The following is a 15,838-nucleotide window of genomic DNA, read 5'->3' as shown; positions in this document are numbered from 1 at the left end:
TGTGAGGCTCAGTCACGCCCCCACGACCCCACAAGGAGGCGCCGCATGCGCTTCAGACACAGAGCCGCTGCGGGACTCGCGACGCTGTTGCTCCCGCTGGCCGGCATGGTCGGCCTCGCCACCCCCGCCCAGGCGGCCGCGTCCGCCACCGCTACCTACGCCAAGACGCAGGACTGGGGCTCGGGCTTCGAAGGCAAGTGGACGGTGAAGAACACCGGAACCACGACGCTCAGCTCCTGGGCCGTCGAGTGGGACTTCCCCTCCGGCACCTCCGTGACCTCCGCCTGGGACGCCGACGTCACCTCCTCCGGCACCCACTGGACCGCCAGGAACAAGTCCTGGAACGGCACCCTCGCCCCCGGCGCCTCCGTCTCCTTCGGCTTCAACGGCAGTGGCACCGGCTCCCCCGCGAACTGCAAGCTCAACGGCGGCAGCTGCGACGGCGGCACGACGGAACCCGGCGACAGCGCGCCGAGCGCCCCCGGCACCCCGACCGCCTCCGACATCACCAACACCTCGGTGAAGCTGTCCTGGTCCGCCGCCACCGACGACAAGGGCGTCAAGAACTACGACGTCCTGCGCGACGGCGGCAAGGTCGCCACCGTGACGGGCACCTCGTACACCGACACCGGCCTGACCGCCGGCACCGACTACTCCTACTCGGTGCAGGCCCGCGACACCGCCGACCAGACCGGCCCGGTCAGCGGCGCCCGCGCCGTGCGCACCACCGGCGGCACCACCGAGCCGCCCACCGGCGACAAGGTCAAGCTGGGCTACTTCGTCGAGTGGGGCGTCTACGGCCGCAACTACCACGTGAAGAACCTGGTGACCTCCGGCTCCGCGTCGAAGATCACCCACATCAACTACGCGTTCGGCAACGTCAAGAACGGCCAGTGCACCGTCGACGACACCTACGCCGCCTACGACAAGGCCTACACCGCCGACCAATCGGTCAGCGGCACCGCCGACACCTGGGACCAGCCGCTGCGCGGCAACTTCAACCAGCTGCGCCAGCTCAAGGCCAAGTACCCGCACATCAAGGTGCTGTACTCCTTCGGCGGCTGGACCTACTCGGGCGGTTTCGGCCAGGCCGCGCAGAACGCCGCCGCGTTCGCCAAGTCCTGCAAGGCCGTGGTGGAGGATCCGCGCTGGGCCGATGTGTTCGACGGCATCGACATCGACTGGGAGTACCCGAACGCCTGCGGTCTGACCTGCGACACGTCCGGCCCGGCGGCGTTCAGGAACCTCGTGCAGGCCCTGCGCGCGGAGTTCGGGAAGGACTACCTGGTGACCGCCGCCATCACCGGCGACGGTTCCTCCGGGGGCAAGATCGACGCGGCCGACTACGGCGGCGCCGCACAGTACCTCGACTGGTACAACGTGATGACGTACGACTACTTCGGCGCCTTCGACAAGGACGGCCCCACCGCCCCGCACTCCCCGCTGACCTCGTACCCCGGGATCCCGCAGGCCGGCTTCAACTCGGCCGACGCGATCGCCAAGCTGAAGGCGAAGGGTGTCCCGTCCGCCAAGCTGCTGCTCGGCATCGGCTTCTACGGCCGCGGCTGGACCGGCGTCACCCAGTCCGCCCCGGGCGGATCGGCGACCGGCGCGGCTCCGGGCACGTACGAGGCGGGTATCGAGGACTACAAGGTCCTGAAGAACTCCTGTCCGGCCACCGGCGCCATCGCGGGCACGGCGTACGCGCACTGCGGCACCAACTGGTGGTCCTACGACACCCCGTCGACGATCGCCGGGAAGATGACCTGGGCCAGGAACCAGGGCCTGGGCGGCGCGTTCTTCTGGGAGTTCAGCGGCGACACCGGCAACGGGGAGCTGGTGACGGCCATCGACAGCGGACTGCGGTAACCCGCGGTCCGTTCCCGCGCTCCCCGCCTCCGCCGTGGGCAGACCCCGGGTCTGTCCACGGCGGCTTCTTCACGCCCCGCGCCCCCGGTGTACGGCGGCGTCGGCAAGGGCGACGTCCAGGCTCCGGAGGCCGGACAGCCGTGTCCGGGGAACGAAGAAGGGATCGACCACAATGGCGCGCTCGGCTGATCCGGCCTGAACCCGGCGAGTGACGGGGGGCTACGCCACGTTCACCCGCTGACCGGGCGGGGCGGCCTCGAGCCACGCGAGGAAACCGGTCAGCGCGTCCTCGCTCATGGCGAGCTCCAGCCGGGAGCCCCGGTGCAGACAGGTCAGGATCACATGGTCGGAGAGGAGCGCCAGCTCCTCCTCGCCCTCCGGGACCCGGCGGCCGGCCACCTCGATCGCGGAACGCTCCAGGACGCGGCGCGGGCGCGGCGAGTACGAGAAGACCCGGAACCACTCGACGCGGTCGCCGTTGTACCGGGCCACCCCGTACGCCCAGCCCTTGCCGTTGGTGTCGCCCCGCTCCGGGGCGTCCCAGCGCAGGCTGGCGTCGAAGGTTCCGCCCGAACGCTGGATCAGCCGGCGGCGCAGCCCGAAGACGAAGAGGCCCACCACCACGAGGGCCACCACGGTTCCGCACACAGTCAGAGCGAGGACCATCGGCACCGACCTCCTCGTCTCCTAGGTAACGGAACGTAAAAATCACCCACATCCGGCTCAGCCGCGGCCGGGTCCGGATCTCTCCGGTACCCAGCCGCGGCTGAGTGACGTCTTCACACCGCGGACGGAGTCAGCGTGCCGCCGTCGCGGCGCGCAGCCGGACGTCCGCGCGGCGCTGGGCCTCCGCGTCATCCTCCGCCTTCGCGCGCTCGAGCTCCCGCTCGGCACGCTGGACATCGATCTCGTCCGACAGCTCGGCGACTTCCGCCAGCAGCGAGAGCTTGTCGTCCGCGAACGAGATGAATCCGCCGTGCACCGCGGCGACGACCGTCCCGCCCTCGCTCGTGCGGATGGTCACGGGGCCCGACTCCAGCACACCGAGCAGCGGCTGGTGACCGGGCATGACGCCGATGTCGCCGGACGTGGTGCGCGCGACGACCAGGGTGGCCTGGCCGGACCAGACCTCACGGTCGGCCGCGACCAGCGCGACGTGCAGCTCAGCAGCCAAGGGTGGCTCCTCGGGTCACCACCCGGCGGGAGTGCCGGGTGTTGGTTACAAGTCTAATGGTCGTGAATGAGGGGGCGGGACGAACCCCGCCCCCTCATGACTCGAGCGCTGCCCGGGTCAGGAGACGCCCAGCTCCTTCGCGTTCTTCTTCAGGTCCTCGAGACCACCGCACATGAAGAACGCCTGCTCCGGGAAGTGGTCGTACTCGCCGTCGCAGATCGCGTTGAACGCGGCGATCGACTCGTCCAGCGGCACGTCCGAACCGTCCACGCCGGTGAACTGCTTGGCGGCGTGGGTGTTCTGGGACAGGAAGCGCTCCACGCGACGGGCACGGTGGACGACGAGCTTGTCCTCCTCGCCGAGCTCGTCGATACCGAGGATCGCGATGATGTCCTGCAGGTCCTTGTACTTCTGCAGGATGTTCTTCACGCGCATCGCGGCGTTGTAGTGGTCCGCCGAGATGTACCGCGGGTCGAGGATCCGGGACGTCGAGTCCAGCGGGTCCACGGCCGGGTAGATGCCCTTCTCGGAGATCGGACGGGACAGAACCGTCGTCGCGTCGAGGTGGGCGAAGGTGGTGGCCGGGGCCGGGTCGGTCAGGTCGTCCGCGGGGACGTAGATCGCCTGCATCGAGGTGATCGAGTGACCACGGGTCGAGGTGATGCGCTCCTGGAGGGTGCCCATCTCGTCGGCCAGGTTCGGCTGGTAGCCCACCGCGGAGGGCATACGGCCGAGCAGGGTCGACACCTCGGAACCGGCCTGGGTGAAGCGGAAGATGTTGTCGATGAAGAACAGCACGTCCTGCTTCTGGACGTCGCGGAAGTACTCCGCCATCGTCAGGCCGGCCAGGGCCACGCGCAGACGCGTGCCCGGGGGCTCGTCCATCTGGCCGAAGACCAGCGCGGTCTTGTCCAGAACGCCGGACTCTTCCATCTCCGCGATGAGGTCGTTGCCCTCACGGGTGCGCTCGCCGACGCCCGCGAAGACGGAGACGCCCTCGTGGAGGTTGGCGACACGCATGATCATTTCCTGGATCAGCACGGTCTTGCCGACACCGGCACCACCGAACAGACCGATCTTGCCGCCCTTGACGTACGGGGTGAGCAGGTCGACGACCTTCAGACCCGTCTCGAACATCTCGGTCTTCGACTCGAGCTGGTCGAACGCGGGGGCCTTGCGGTGGATGGACCAGCGCTCGCCCTCGTAGGTCTCGTCGGTGTTCAGCACCTCACCGAGGGTGTTGAACACCTTGCCCTTGGTGAAGTCGCCGACCGGGACGGTGATGCCCGCGCCGGTGTCGACGACCGGGGCCTGGCGGACCAGGCCGTCGGTGGGCTGCATGGAGATCGCGCGGACCAGGCCGTCACCCAGGTGCTGGGCGACCTCCAGGGTCAGCGTCTTCTTCTCGCCCGCCTTCGCCGGGTCGGCGACCTCGACGTGGAGGGCGTTGTAGATGTCCGGCATCGCGTCGACGGGGAACTCCACGTCGACGACCGGGCCGATGACCCGCGCGACGCGGCCCGTCGCCGTGGCCGTCTCAACAGTGGTGGTCATTTATCGGTCACTCCCCGCGGTCGCGTCGGCCAGGGCACTCGCGCCACCGACGATCTCGCTGATTTCCTGGGTGATTTCGGCCTGGCGGGCCTGGTTGGCAAGCCGGGTGAGCGTCTCGATGAGCTCACCGGCGTTGTCGGTGGCCGACTTCATCGCGCGCCGCGTGGCGGCGTGCTTGGAGGCGGCCGACTGGAGCAGCGCGTTGTAGATGCGGCTCTCGACGTAGCGCGGCAGGAGGGCGTCCAGGACGTCCTCAGCCGACGGCTCGAAGTCGAACAGCGGGAGGATCTCGCCCTTGGCGGGCTTGGCCTCCTCGGCGACCTCGTCGAGGCTGAGCGGCAGCAGCCGGGCCTCGGTCGCCGTCTGCGTCATCATCGACACGAACTCGGTGTAGACGATGTGGAGCTCGTCCACGCCGCCCTCGGCCGTCTCCGTCTCGATGGCCTCGATCAGCGGGGCCGCGACCTTCTTGGCGTCCGCGTACGAAGGGTCGTCGGTGAAGCCCGTGAACGACTCCGCGATTCGGCGCTCGCGGAAGTTGTAGTGGGCGACACCACGGCGGCCGACGATGAAGTTGACGACCTCCTTGCCCTCCGCCTCCAGCTTCTCCGTCAGCTTCTCCGCCGCCTTGATGGCGTTGGCGTTGAAGGCGCCGGCCAGACCGCGGTCGCTCGTGAGGAGCAGGACCGCGGCGCGGGTCGGGTTCTCGGCCTCCGTCGTCAGCGGGTGCTTGGTGTTAGAGCCGGTGGCGACCGCCGTGACCGCGCGGGTGAGCTCGGTCGCGTACGGGGTGGAGGCCGCCACCTTGCGCTGCGCCTTGACGACGCGCGAGGCGGCGATCATCTCCATCGCCTTGGTGATCTTCTTGGTCGCGGAGACGGATCGGATGCGACGCTTGTAGACCCGGAGCTGGGCTCCCATGAGTCAGGTCCCTTCCGTCGTCACTTGCCGGCAGCCGGGGCGTCCTCGCCGAGCAGCTTGCCGTCGGAGGTCTCGAACTGCTTCTTGAACTCCGCGATGGCGTCCGCCACGGCCTGGAGGGTGTCGTCGGACATCTTGCCGCCCTCGCGGATGGAGGTCATCAGACCCTGCTCCTTGCGGTGCAGGTAGTCCAGCAGCTCCGACTCGAAGCGGCGGATGTCGGCGACGGGGACGTCGTCCATCTTGCCGGTGGTGCCGGCCCAGACGGAGACGACCTGGTCCTCGGTGGCCATCGGCTGGTACTGCGGCTGCTTCAGCAGCTCGACCATGCGCTGACCGCGCTCCAGCTGCGCCTTGGACGCGGCGTCCAGGTCGGAACCGAAGGCGGCGAACGCCTCCAGCTCACGGAACTGGGCGAGGTCCACACGCAGACGGCCGGAGACCTGCTTCATCGCCTTGTGCTGAGCGGAACCACCGACTCGGGAGACGGAGATACCGACGTTCAGCGCGGGGCGCTGACCGGCGTTGAACAGGTCCGACTCCAGGAAGCACTGGCCGTCGGTGATGGAGATGACGTTGGTCGGGATGAACGCCGACACGTCGTTGGCCTTGGTCTCGACGATCGGCAGACCGGTCATCGAGCCGGCGCCCATCTCGTCGGAGAGCTTGGCGCAGCGCTCCAGCAGGCGGGAGTGCAGGTAGAAGACGTCACCCGGGTAGGCCTCACGGCCCGGCGGGCGGCGCAGCAGCAGCGACACGGCGCGGTAGGCGTCGGCCTGCTTCGACAGGTCGTCGAAGATGATCAGGACGTGCTTGCCCTCGTACATCCACTGCTGACCGATGGCCGAACCGGTGTAGGGGGCCAGGTACTTGAAGCCCGCCGGGTCGGACGCCGGGGCGGCGACGATGGTCGTGTACTCCAGCGCGCCGGCCTCCTCCAGAGCGCCGCGCACGCCGGCGATGGTGGAGCCCTTCTGGCCGATGGCGACGTAGATGCAGCGGACCTGCTTCTTCGGGTCGCCCGAGCGCCAGTTGTCGCGCTGGTTGATGATCGTGTCGACGGCCAGGGCGGTCTTGCCGGTCTGGCGGTCACCGATGATCAGCTGACGCTGACCGCGGCCGACGGGGGTCATCGCGTCGACGGCCTTGTAGCCGGTCTCCATCGGCTCGTGCACCGACTTGCGCTGCATGACCGTGGGGGCCTGCAGCTCGAGCGCGCGGCGGTCGGTGGTCTCGATCTCGCCGAGACCGTCGATCGGGTTGCCGAGGGGGTCGACCACGCGGCCGAGGTAGCCCTCGCCGACCGCGACGGAGAGAACCTCACCGGTACGCGAGACCGGCTGACCCTCCTCGACGCCGCTGAACTCACCGAGGACGATGGCACCGATCTCGCGCTCCTCGAGGTTGAGGGCGAGGCCGAGGGTGCCGTCCTCGAACTTCAGCAGCTCGTTGGCCATGGTCGAGGGCAGGCCCTCGACCTTCGCGATGCCGTCGCCGGCAAAGGTGACCGTACCGACCTCCTCGCGCGAGGCCGCGTCCGGCTTGTACGCCTGGACGAAGTTCTCCAGTGCGTCCCGGATCTCCTCCGGCCGGATCGTGAGCTCCGCCATCTGGGTTCCCTGCTCTCCTTGTTGGGCCCGAAGTTTCTTAGGGGGTCTGGGGGCGACCCCCAGGATTCTTCTGCACGGCCCAACCAGGGCCGTCGTAAGTACGTTGTGCCTATTGAGTTGCTGCTCAGCCGGCGAGCCGGCGGCTGGCGTCCTCGATGCGGTCCGCGAGGGAGCCGTTGATGACCTCGTCACCGACCTGCACCCGGATCCCGCCGAGGACCTCGGGGTCCACGTCCAGGTTGAGGTGCATCTGACGGCCGTAGAGCTTCGCGAGGGCGGCGCCCAGGCGCTGCTTCTGCGGTTCGCTCAGCGGCACCGCCGAGGTGACGACGGCGACCATGCGGTTCCGGCGGTCGGCGGCGAGCTTGGACAGGGACTCCAGTCCCGACTCCAGGCTACGTCCCCGCGGCGCGGTCACAAGGCGCGTCACCAGACGCTCGGTGGCCGGCTGGGCCCGGCCGCCGAGCAGGCCGCGCAGCAGCTCGCTCTTGGCCGAGGTGGTGGCCTTGCGGTCGGTCAGCGCGGCACGCAGCTCGGTGCTGCCGGAGACGATCCGGCCGAACCGGAACAGCTCGTCCTCGACGTCGTCGAGCTTGCCCGCCTTCTGCGCGGCGGTGAGGTCGGCGGTCGCGGCCAGCTCCTCCAGCGCGTCCACCAGGTCGCGCGACTGCGACCAGCGGGAGCGCACCATCCCGGCCACCAGGTCCACGGCCGGGCCGCTGACCTGGGTGCCGAGCAGGCGCTGGGCCAGCTCGGCCTTGGCCTCGCCGGCCTGCGCCGGGTCGGTGAGGACCCGACGCAGCGACACCTCGCGGTCGAGCAGCGCGGTGACGGCGGCCAGCTCGTCGGCGAGCTTCCCCGCGTCCACGGACGTGGAGTCCGTCAGCGCGTCGAGACGCTCACGTGCGGCTGCCAGGGCCTCGCGGCTCGCTCCGTTCATCGCCCGGCCTCGGCCTTCTCCTCGAGCTCGTCGAGGAACCGGTCGATCACGCGGCTCTGGCGGGCGTGGTCCTCGAGGGACTCGCCGACGAGCTTGCCGGCCAGGTCCGTGGCCAGCTTGCCGACGTCCTGGCGCAGCGTGGACGCGGCGGCCTTGCGGTCGGCCTCGATCTGGGCGTGACCGGCGGCGACGATCTCCTCGCGCTGCCGCTGGCCCTCGGCCCGCATCTCGGCGATGAGGGCGGCACCCTGCTCCTGCGCCTCCTGGCGCAGACGCGCGGCCTCGTGCCGGGCCTCGGCGAGCTGTGCCTTGTACTGCTCAAGGACGCTCTGGGCCTCGACCTTCATGGTCTCGGCCTCTTCGATACCGCCTTCGATCGCCGCGCGGCGCTCCTCCAGAACCTTGTTGATGTTCGGAAGCAGCTTCTTCCAGAAGAAGAAGAACACGATGGCGAAGGCGATGGTGCCGACGAGCAGCTCGGGGCCCGGAGGAACGAGCGGGTTCTGCTCCTCCTCGGCCGCCAGCTGTACCAGGTTGGCGATCACATCAGTGCCTTTCGTCGAAACGTGTCGGTGAGCAGGAAATTACTGACCGAACACGAACGGCATAACGATGCCGATGAGGGCGAGCGCCTCACAGAAGGCGAAGCCCAGGATCTGGTTGGCACGGATCAGACCAGCGGCCTCGGGCTGACGGGCCAGGGCCTGGGTGCCGTTGCCGAAGATGATGCCGACGCCGATGCCGGGGCCGATAGCCGAGAGGCCGTAGCCGACGGAACCGAGCGAACCGGAGACAGCGGCGAGGGTCTCAGTGGCAGCCATGCTGAATCTTCCTTCTCTTAACGGACCGGTGGGGGTTGGCCACCGGACGACATGGTGTGGGGGCGGGGCTCAGTGGTGCTCGGCCAGAGCGCCCTGGATGTACGTGCAGGCGAGGAGTACGAAAACGTACGCCTGGACGGCCTGCACGAAAAGCTCGAAGCCGATCATGGCGACGGTCATCACGAAGGAGACACCGGCCGCCGGGATCATCCAGCTGTTCAGCAGGTACCAGGAGGCGACGGTGAACATCACCAGCATCAGGTGACCGGCGAACATGTTGGCGAAGAGTCGCACCGCGTGCGTGAACGGCCGGACGAGCAGGTTCGAGAAGAACTCGATGACCATCACGAGCGGCAGCACAGGGCCGAGCGACTTGTCGTAGCCGGTGATGTTCTTGAAGAACCCGACGAAGCCGTGCCGCTTAAAGGTCAGCGACACCCAGGTCACGTAGACGATCACGGCCAGGACCGCCGGGAACGCGATGATCGAAGAGACCGGGAACTGCGCGAGCGGGATCACGGACCAGATGTTCATGATCCAGATGAAGAAGAACAGCGAGACCATCAGGGGGACGTACTTCTCGCCCTCCTTCTTGCCGAGGGTCTCGTAGACGATGCCGCGGCGGACGAAGTCGTAGCCGGCCTCGCCGACCATCTGCAGCTTGCCCGGCACCACCTTGGCCTTGCCGAAGGCCGCCCAGAAGAAGCCGATGACGAGAACGGTGGTGATGATGGCGAGCAGCATCACCTTGTTGAACTCGAACCCTCCAACCGTGGCGATCGGCTTGAAGAGGAACGAGTGCAGGCCCGGTGCCGGAAAACCACACCCGTCGGACATGATCCGACAGCTCCAGTCAAAGGCGAGCTGGGTCTGGTCAGCACTCACCGCGGGCTCCTTCGGTGTGACGCATGGGTACGGCAACCTCGTTGTGTCGGCGCGGCGCGCAGCCGCGGATCGGCACCGGACTGGTGTTACGGATGTGAGGGCGGCTGGGGGGCATCGAGCCTCGCGTTCGAGCAGGCGTCAGCTCAGATGCCCGCGCCCGCGATGCCGCAGTTGGCACCGGACGATAGCAGGACTTCTCAGTGCTCTTTATCGCGCCCCTACCCGTCACGACGACGACCCGGTCTTCTCGGGCTTCTCACTCTTCGCGGAGTCCGGGTCGATGTAGAAGATCTTGGCCTTCATGTGCGCACGAGCCTGCGCAGCCATCCACACGACGGTCGCGACGACGAGCCCGGCGGCGAACGTCTTCGCGTTGAAGAGAGAGGTGTCCTTGAAGAGGGCGACAAAGATCAGGAGGAGCAGGAGCTGGGCCATGTACAGCATCAGCCCCATGGCCTGGAACAACTGCGGGAGCGTTTTTGCCGTCCACTGGAGAACGAAGAGGCCGATTCCCATGAAGAGGATGGCCAGCGCTGTACCGACGGCCGCTCCGACGGCGCCCTTGCCTCCGGCCACCACGCCGCTGACGGCGACCGCGACCGCACCGGCAGCGGCTGTTGGCACAGCGCACTGCAGAAGGTTCCGGGCGTCATTGGACGGCATGGCGGCAACTCCGCTTTCGCAGGGGGCAGGGGTGTCGTCATGGACGAGCGTAGTCCCGGGCTGAGTGGAGACCTCACACCAATGGACCGTCGCACTACGGTCCTTCGGCTCTATCCGGGGGGTTCTCGTGAACCGTATCACAAACTATTTGATGCAGTCTTTACCTGAAGGTGTGCGCACAGTCACACATGAGAGTGAAACTGCGCGTCTGAGCGGGAACCGCGCCGAGATGTCTGGTATTGGGGTGCTTCATACCCCCATCGCAACCCCACGACTTGGCAATGCTCTAGTCAGATTCTTACCTTGTCCCGGCTCTGCGCCGGTCGTCCAGACGTGCACGGGAGCCGATGGCGGTCGCCCCGTTGACCCCGGCGACTCCGGACACCACCGGCGTGCGGTTCTCCTGCGCCACGGCGGCCGGCTGCTCGGCGGCGGCCGCCGGCGTCGAGGCCTCGGGAGCCACGGCCGCCACCTCGCCGCGCCTGCGGTAGCGCGGCGGCACGAAGTGCTCCATCCAGCGCGGGGCGCGCGGTGTGAAGCGCGGCAGGAGAAGCAGGATGAGACCGATCGCACTGAGGAACACGACACCGAGCACGATCCACATGGACGCCGAGTTGACCGAGTAGGCGAGCGCGCCGAAGGCGATCAGCGCCGACCAGAAGTACATGATCAGCACCGCGCGGCTGTGCGAGTGGCCGATCTCCAGCAGGCGGTGGTGGAGGTGGCCCCGGTCGGCGGCGAACGGGGACTGGCCCCGCCAGGTGCGGCGCACGATCGCCAGGATCAGGTCGGCGGCCGGCACCGCGATGATCGTCAGCGGCAGCAGCAACGGGATGTAGACGGGGACCGTCTGGTGCACGGCCTCCTTCTCGGAGCCGACGTACAGGTTGAGCGCGTCCGGATCGACCTGCCCCGTGACGGAGATCGCGCCGGCGGCCAGGACCAGGCCGATCAGCATGGAGCCCGAGTCACCCATGAAGATCCGCGCCGGGTGCATGTTGTGCGGCAGGAAGCCCAGGCACATGCCCATCAGGATCGCCGAGAAGAGGGTGGCGGGGGCGGCGGCCTCCACGCCGTACGAGTACCAGATGCGGTAGGCGTACAGGAAGAACGCGGTCGCCGCGATGCAGACCATGCCGGCCGCGAGACCGTCCAGGCCGTCGACGAAGTTCACCGCGTTGATGGTGATGACGACCAGCGCGACCGTCAGCAGGGTGCCCTGCCACTGGGTGAGCGCGACCGAGCCGACGCCCGGGACGGGCAGCCACAGGATCGTCAGACCCTGGACGACCATCACGCCCGCCGCGATCATCTGCCCGCCCAGCTTGATCAGGGCGTCGATCTCGAACTTGTCGTCCAGCACCCCGATCAGCCAGATCAGCGCCGCCCCGGACAGCAGCGCCCGGGGTTCGTTCGACGTCTCGAAGACCTGGTTGAGGTTGGTCAGGTGGTCGGCGACCAGCAGGCCCGCGCACAGGCCGAAGAACATCGCGATACCGCCGAGGCGCGGAGTGGGCTCCCGGTGCACGTCACGTGCCCGGATCTCCGGCATCGCTCCGGCCACGATCGCGAACTTCCGTACCGGCCCTGTCAGCAGATACGTCACCGCGGCCGTGATGCAGAGCGTCAGGAGGTATTCACGCACGGGCTTCCCCACAGGTCTCGCTGGCCATCACAGCCCCACACCCTAGCGATGCGCGCATACGGGTGAGGACTTCCGGGTAGCGACGATGGTTGCACGAGTAGCTGTGCACCCTGGTGCGCTTACCCCGACTCAAGCCGGGTACGGCGGAAATTCACCTGTAAGCTCCCGCACATCTTCACGGGCCCTCGCGGCCCCGGTCACGCCCCTGAGCACCCCTGCGAGCAGTTCGGCGATCCGCGCCATCTCCGCCTCGCCCATACCCTGCGTGGTGATCGCGGCGGTGCCGAGCCGCAGTCCCCGGGCATCACCGTGAGGCAGCGCACAGCAGTCCAGGACCAGGCCGGCCGCGGCGAGACGGCCACGGGCGGTGCGTCCGTCGACGCCGAGCGGCGCCGGGTCGGCGGTGATCAGGTGGGTGTCCGTGCCGCCGGTGGTGACCACCAGGCCCTCGGCGGCCAGCCGTGCCGCGAGCACCCTCGCGTTGGCGACCACCTGATGTGCGTACGCGGAGAACGCCGGTGTCGCCGCCTCGCCGAAGGCGACCGCCTTGGCGGCGACGGTGTGCATCTGCGCACCGCCCTGGGTGAAGGGGAACACGGCCCGGTCGACGCGCTCGGCCAGTTCCGCGCGGCACAGGAGCATGCCGCCGCGCGGGCCCCGCAGCACCTTGTGCGTGGTGGCGCAGACGATGTCCGCGTACGGCACCGGATTCGGCGCCGCTCCCCCGGCGACCAGGCCGATCGGGTGCGCGGCGTCCGCGATGAGGTACGCGCCCACCTCGTCGGCGACCTCGCGGAAGAACGCGTAGTCCAGGTGCCGGGGGTAGGCGATCGAACCGCACACGATCGCCTTGGGGCGGCGCGTGCGGGCCAGCGTGCGCACCTGCTCGTGGTCGATGAGCCCGGACTCGGCCTCGACGCCGTAGCCGACGAAGTCGAACCAGCGGCCGGAGAAGTTGGCGGGCGAGCCGTGCGTGAGGTGGCCGCCGTGGTGCAGGCCGAGGGCGAGGACGGTGTCGCCGGGGCGCAGCAGCGCGGCGTAGGCGGCCAGCACCGCCGAAGAGCCCGAGTAGGCCTGGACGTTGGCGTGGTCGGCGTCGAACAGGTCCTTGGCCCGGTCCACGGCGAGGCGTTCGGCGACGTCCACGATCTCGCAGCCGCCGTGGTGCCGCGCTCCCGGGTAGCCCTCCGCGTACTTGTCGGCGAGCGATGAGCCGAGGGCGGCCAGCACGGCCGGCGAACTGAAGTTCTCCGCGGCGATCAGGCGGAGGGTCGTCGCCTGCCTCTTCCGCTCCGCGAGCAGGATGTCGGCGAGCTCGGGGTCCTGGTGGCGCAGGACGTCGGCCTCGATGGCAGGGGTGACCGTCATGGTGGGCTCCGGGCGGCGCATTTCTGGGCGGTTCGCCTCCGGGGCGCCTGAGTCGGTCTCGAGAGGCCGACGCGCCTCTTCGGCTCACTCGCCGTGGTGACGTACGTCCAATGTAGGCCCGGGGTCCCTGGGGCGCTCGGTCGTCACGTCCGTGCGGGGACGCCCGTCAGGGCCGTGACGACCGGATCGAGCGCCTGGTGTATCTCGTCCCCGATGGACCGGAAGAACGTCAGAGGCGCCCCGTACGGGTCGTACACCTCGTCCGCCTCCGCGTTCGGCGCCAGCAGCCACCCGCGTAGAGCCGCCGCGGCACGCACCAGGGCGCGCGCGCGGACGACCACGCCCTCCTCCAGGGGTGGCAGGGTCGCCGGGTCGATGGCTTTGACCAGGCGGGTGAACTCCTTGAGCGTGAAGGTGCGCAGGCCCGCCGAGTGGCCCATCGAGATGACCTGCGCCCGGTGGTCCCGGGTGGCGGTCAGCACCAGGTCGGCGCGGATCACGTGCTCGTCGAGGAGCTCGCGCCCGGTGAAGCCGGAGGCGTCCGCGCCGAAGTCGGCCAGGACGGTCTCCGCGTGGGACTCCATGGGCGCACCCTCGTGACCCCAGGTGCCCGCGCTCTCCACGATCAGCCCGCCGCCCAGGATGCCGAGCCGCTCCCGCACGAAATGGCGGGTCAGCCGCTCGGTGATGGGCGAACGGCACACGTTGCCGGTGCTGACGTGGAGGATGCGGAAGCTGTCACGCGGAAGCCCCACGAACGTCGTCGTGATCTCCGCCGCGCTTTCCCCGTTGCCTATGCCACGCCCCGCCTCAGGGGCCGTCAATTCGCCACCTCGAGGTCGGGTACGACCTTTCGCAGCTCGTCCGCCGAGATGGCGCCCGCGCGCAGCAGCAGCGGCACCTCACGGGTCACGTCCACGATCGACGACGGCACGTTGCCGGGGGTCGGGCCGCCGTCGAGGTAGACGGAGACGGAGTCGCCGAGCATCTCCTGCGCGGCGTCGCAGTCCTCCGGCGCCGGGTGGCCGGTGAGATTGGCGGAGGACACGGCCATCGGGCCGACCTCGGTGAGCAGCTCGATGGCGACCGGGTGCAGCGGCATCCGCACGGCGACCGTGCCCCGGGTGTCCCCGAGGTCCCACTGCAGGGACGGCTGGTGCCTGGCGACGAGCGTCAGCGCGCCCGGCCAGAAGGCGTCGACCAGCTCCCAGGCCAGCTCGGAGAAGTCCGTGACGAGCCCGTGCAGCGTGTTCGGGGAGCCGATGAGGACGGGCGAGGGCATGTTGCGGCCCCGGCCCTTGGCCTGAAGCAGGTCACCGACGGCCTCCGAGGAGAACGCGTCCGCGCCGATGCCGTACACCGTGTCGGTCGGGAGGACGACCAGCTCGCCTCGGCGGACGGCGGACGCGGCTTCGCGCAGACCGGTCGTGCGGTCGGTCGCGTCGTTGGTGTCGTATCGCCGTGCCATGTCTAGCGGGCCTCCTCGTACACGTATGTCTGGGAAAGAGTCTGCGGGACGGTCACGGCAGTGCCTTGCGGGCCGTCGCGAACCGGGGACGGTTGTTGAGGTCCGGGTGGTCGGCCGCGTCGGCCCAGCCCCGCTCCTCGGTGAAGATCCACGGCACCTGGCCGCCCTGGGTGTCGGCGTGTTCGACGACCACCACGCCCCCGGGGCGCAGCAGCCGGTGTGCGGTGCGCTCCAGGCCGCGGATGAGGTCGAGTCCGTCCTCGCCGGAGAACAGGGCCATGCCGGGGTCGTAGTCCCGCGCCTCGGGGGCGACGTACTCCCACTCGGTGAGCGGGATGTACGGCGGGTTGGAGATGACCAGGTCGACCTGGCCGTCGAGGTCCGGGAAGGCCGACAGGGCGTCTCCCTGGCGCAGTTCGACCCTGGACCCCTCGACGTTCCTGCGGGTCCACCTGAGGGCGTCCTCGGACAGCTCCACGGCGTGCACCCGCGAGCGCGGCACCTCCTGGGCGAGGGCGAGCGCGATGGCGCCGGATCCGGTGCACAGGTCGACGATGCACGGCTCGACGACGTCCATGGCCCGCACGGCGTCTATGGCCCAGCCGACCACGGACTCGGTCTCGGGCCGCGGCACGAACACCCCGGGGCCGACCTGGAGTTCCAGGTAGCGGAAGTAGGCCCGCCCGGTGATGTGCTGGAGCGGCTCCCGGGCCTCGCGGCGGGCGATGACCTCCCAGTAGCGGGCGTCGAAGTCGGAGTCCTTCACGTTGTGCAGCTCGCCGCGCTTGACGCCGTGCACGAACGCGGCGAGCTCCTCCGCGTCGGTGCGCGGCGAGGGCACGCCGGCGTCGGCGAGCCGCTGGGTGGCCTGGGCCACCTCCGCGAGCAGCAGGTTCACGCGAGTCCTCCGGTAGTCGTTG

16 protein-coding genes are annotated in these 15,838 nt (G+C 69.2%); 1 reads left to right on the top strand and 15 read right to left on the bottom strand.

All coding sequences use genetic code 11. The features are described 5' to 3' along the window. The first annotated feature begins 45 nt into the window (after positions 1-45). The gene (locus IE212_RS29830; RefSeq protein WP_190201071.1) at positions 46-1,869 is read left to right on the top strand and encodes a glycoside hydrolase family 18 chitinase; all 1,824 of its coding nucleotides are present in this window, start codon (positions 46-48) and stop codon (positions 1,867-1,869) included. 219 nt (positions 1,870-2,088) lie between these two features. Here IE212_RS29830 and IE212_RS29825 read toward each other — a convergent pair whose 3' ends face one another. The 15 genes from IE212_RS29825 to prmC all read right to left on the bottom strand — a co-directional run bounded on the left by IE212_RS29825 (position 2,089) and on the right by prmC (position 15,816). Continuing rightward, positions 2,089-2,535 (bottom strand): DUF2550 domain-containing protein, encoded by a 447-nt coding sequence (locus IE212_RS29825; protein WP_190201070.1) that lies wholly within the window; start codon positions 2,533-2,535, stop codon positions 2,089-2,091. A gap of 130 nt (positions 2,536-2,665) precedes the next feature. Then, positions 2,666-3,043 (bottom strand): F0F1 ATP synthase subunit epsilon, encoded by a 378-nt coding sequence (locus tag IE212_RS29820; RefSeq protein WP_030246452.1) that lies wholly within the window; start codon positions 3,041-3,043, stop codon positions 2,666-2,668. Between the two features lie 117 nt (positions 3,044-3,160). Continuing rightward, positions 3,161-4,597 (bottom strand): F0F1 ATP synthase subunit beta, encoded by a 1,437-nt coding sequence (gene atpD / locus IE212_RS29815; RefSeq protein WP_190201069.1) that lies wholly within the window; start codon positions 4,595-4,597, stop codon positions 3,161-3,163. Next, positions 4,598-5,518: a F0F1 ATP synthase subunit gamma gene (locus IE212_RS29810; protein ID WP_190201068.1), complete on the bottom strand. Its 921-nt coding sequence runs from the start codon at positions 5,516-5,518 to the stop codon at positions 4,598-4,600. A gap of 20 nt (positions 5,519-5,538) precedes the next feature. After that, positions 5,539-7,128, bottom strand: coding sequence for a F0F1 ATP synthase subunit alpha (gene atpA / locus IE212_RS29805; RefSeq protein ID WP_190201067.1), 1,590 nt, complete (start codon positions 7,126-7,128; stop codon positions 5,539-5,541). 124 nt (positions 7,129-7,252) lie between these two features. Beyond that, positions 7,253-8,068: a F0F1 ATP synthase subunit delta gene (locus tag IE212_RS29800; RefSeq protein ID WP_190201066.1), complete on the bottom strand. Its 816-nt coding sequence runs from the start codon at positions 8,066-8,068 to the stop codon at positions 7,253-7,255. Then, positions 8,065-8,613 (bottom strand): F0F1 ATP synthase subunit B, encoded by a 549-nt coding sequence (locus IE212_RS29795; RefSeq protein ID WP_190201065.1) that lies wholly within the window; start codon positions 8,611-8,613, stop codon positions 8,065-8,067. Before IE212_RS29795 ends, IE212_RS29800 begins: the two co-directional genes overlap by 4 nt. Before the next feature lie 39 nt (positions 8,614-8,652). Continuing rightward, positions 8,653-8,889, bottom strand: a complete 237-nt coding sequence (locus IE212_RS29790) for an ATP synthase subunit C-like protein (protein ID WP_190201064.1) — start codon at positions 8,887-8,889, stop codon at positions 8,653-8,655. Positions 8,890-8,958: 69 nt separating this feature from the next. Next, positions 8,959-9,774, bottom strand: coding sequence for a F0F1 ATP synthase subunit A (gene atpB / locus IE212_RS29785; RefSeq protein WP_506005138.1), 816 nt, complete (start codon positions 9,772-9,774; stop codon positions 8,959-8,961). A 225-nt stretch (positions 9,775-9,999) separates the two neighbouring features. Next, complete coding sequence (locus IE212_RS29780) at positions 10,000-10,437, bottom strand: Cg1360 family ATP-synthase-associated protein (RefSeq protein WP_190201063.1); 438 nt, start codon at positions 10,435-10,437, stop codon at positions 10,000-10,002. A 298-nt stretch (positions 10,438-10,735) separates the two neighbouring features. After that, entirely contained in the window at positions 10,736-12,082 is a 1,347-nt protein-coding gene (locus tag IE212_RS29775; protein ID WP_190201062.1) for an MraY family glycosyltransferase, read from the bottom strand. A 129-nt stretch (positions 12,083-12,211) separates the two neighbouring features. After that, a complete protein-coding gene (glyA, locus tag IE212_RS29770) occupies positions 12,212-13,450 on the bottom strand; it encodes a serine hydroxymethyltransferase (RefSeq protein ID WP_190201061.1) in 1,239 nt (412 codons plus the stop codon). 143 nt (positions 13,451-13,593) lie between these two features. Next, the gene (locus tag IE212_RS29765; RefSeq protein ID WP_190201060.1) at positions 13,594-14,274 is read right to left on the bottom strand and encodes an arsenate reductase/protein-tyrosine-phosphatase family protein; all 681 of its coding nucleotides are present in this window, start codon (positions 14,272-14,274) and stop codon (positions 13,594-13,596) included. Next, positions 14,271-14,918, bottom strand: a complete 648-nt coding sequence (locus IE212_RS29760; RefSeq protein ID WP_190201059.1) for an L-threonylcarbamoyladenylate synthase — start codon at positions 14,916-14,918, stop codon at positions 14,271-14,273. Before IE212_RS29760 ends, IE212_RS29765 begins: the two co-directional genes overlap by 4 nt. A 52-nt stretch (positions 14,919-14,970) precedes the next feature. After that, positions 14,971-15,816 carry a peptide chain release factor N(5)-glutamine methyltransferase gene (gene prmC / locus IE212_RS29755; protein ID WP_190201058.1) on the bottom strand — a complete coding sequence of 282 codons (846 nt, stop codon included), beginning with the start codon at positions 15,814-15,816 and terminating at the stop codon, positions 14,971-14,973. Between the last annotated feature and the right edge of the window lie 22 nt (positions 15,817-15,838).

It is taken from the genome of Streptomyces djakartensis (assembly GCF_014651075.1).
Lineage (GTDB): Bacteria > Actinomycetota > Actinomycetes > Streptomycetales > Streptomycetaceae > Streptomyces > Streptomyces djakartensis.
Note: the sequence above shows the minus strand (reverse complement) of the source record. Positions and strands in the feature narration are given on the sequence as shown.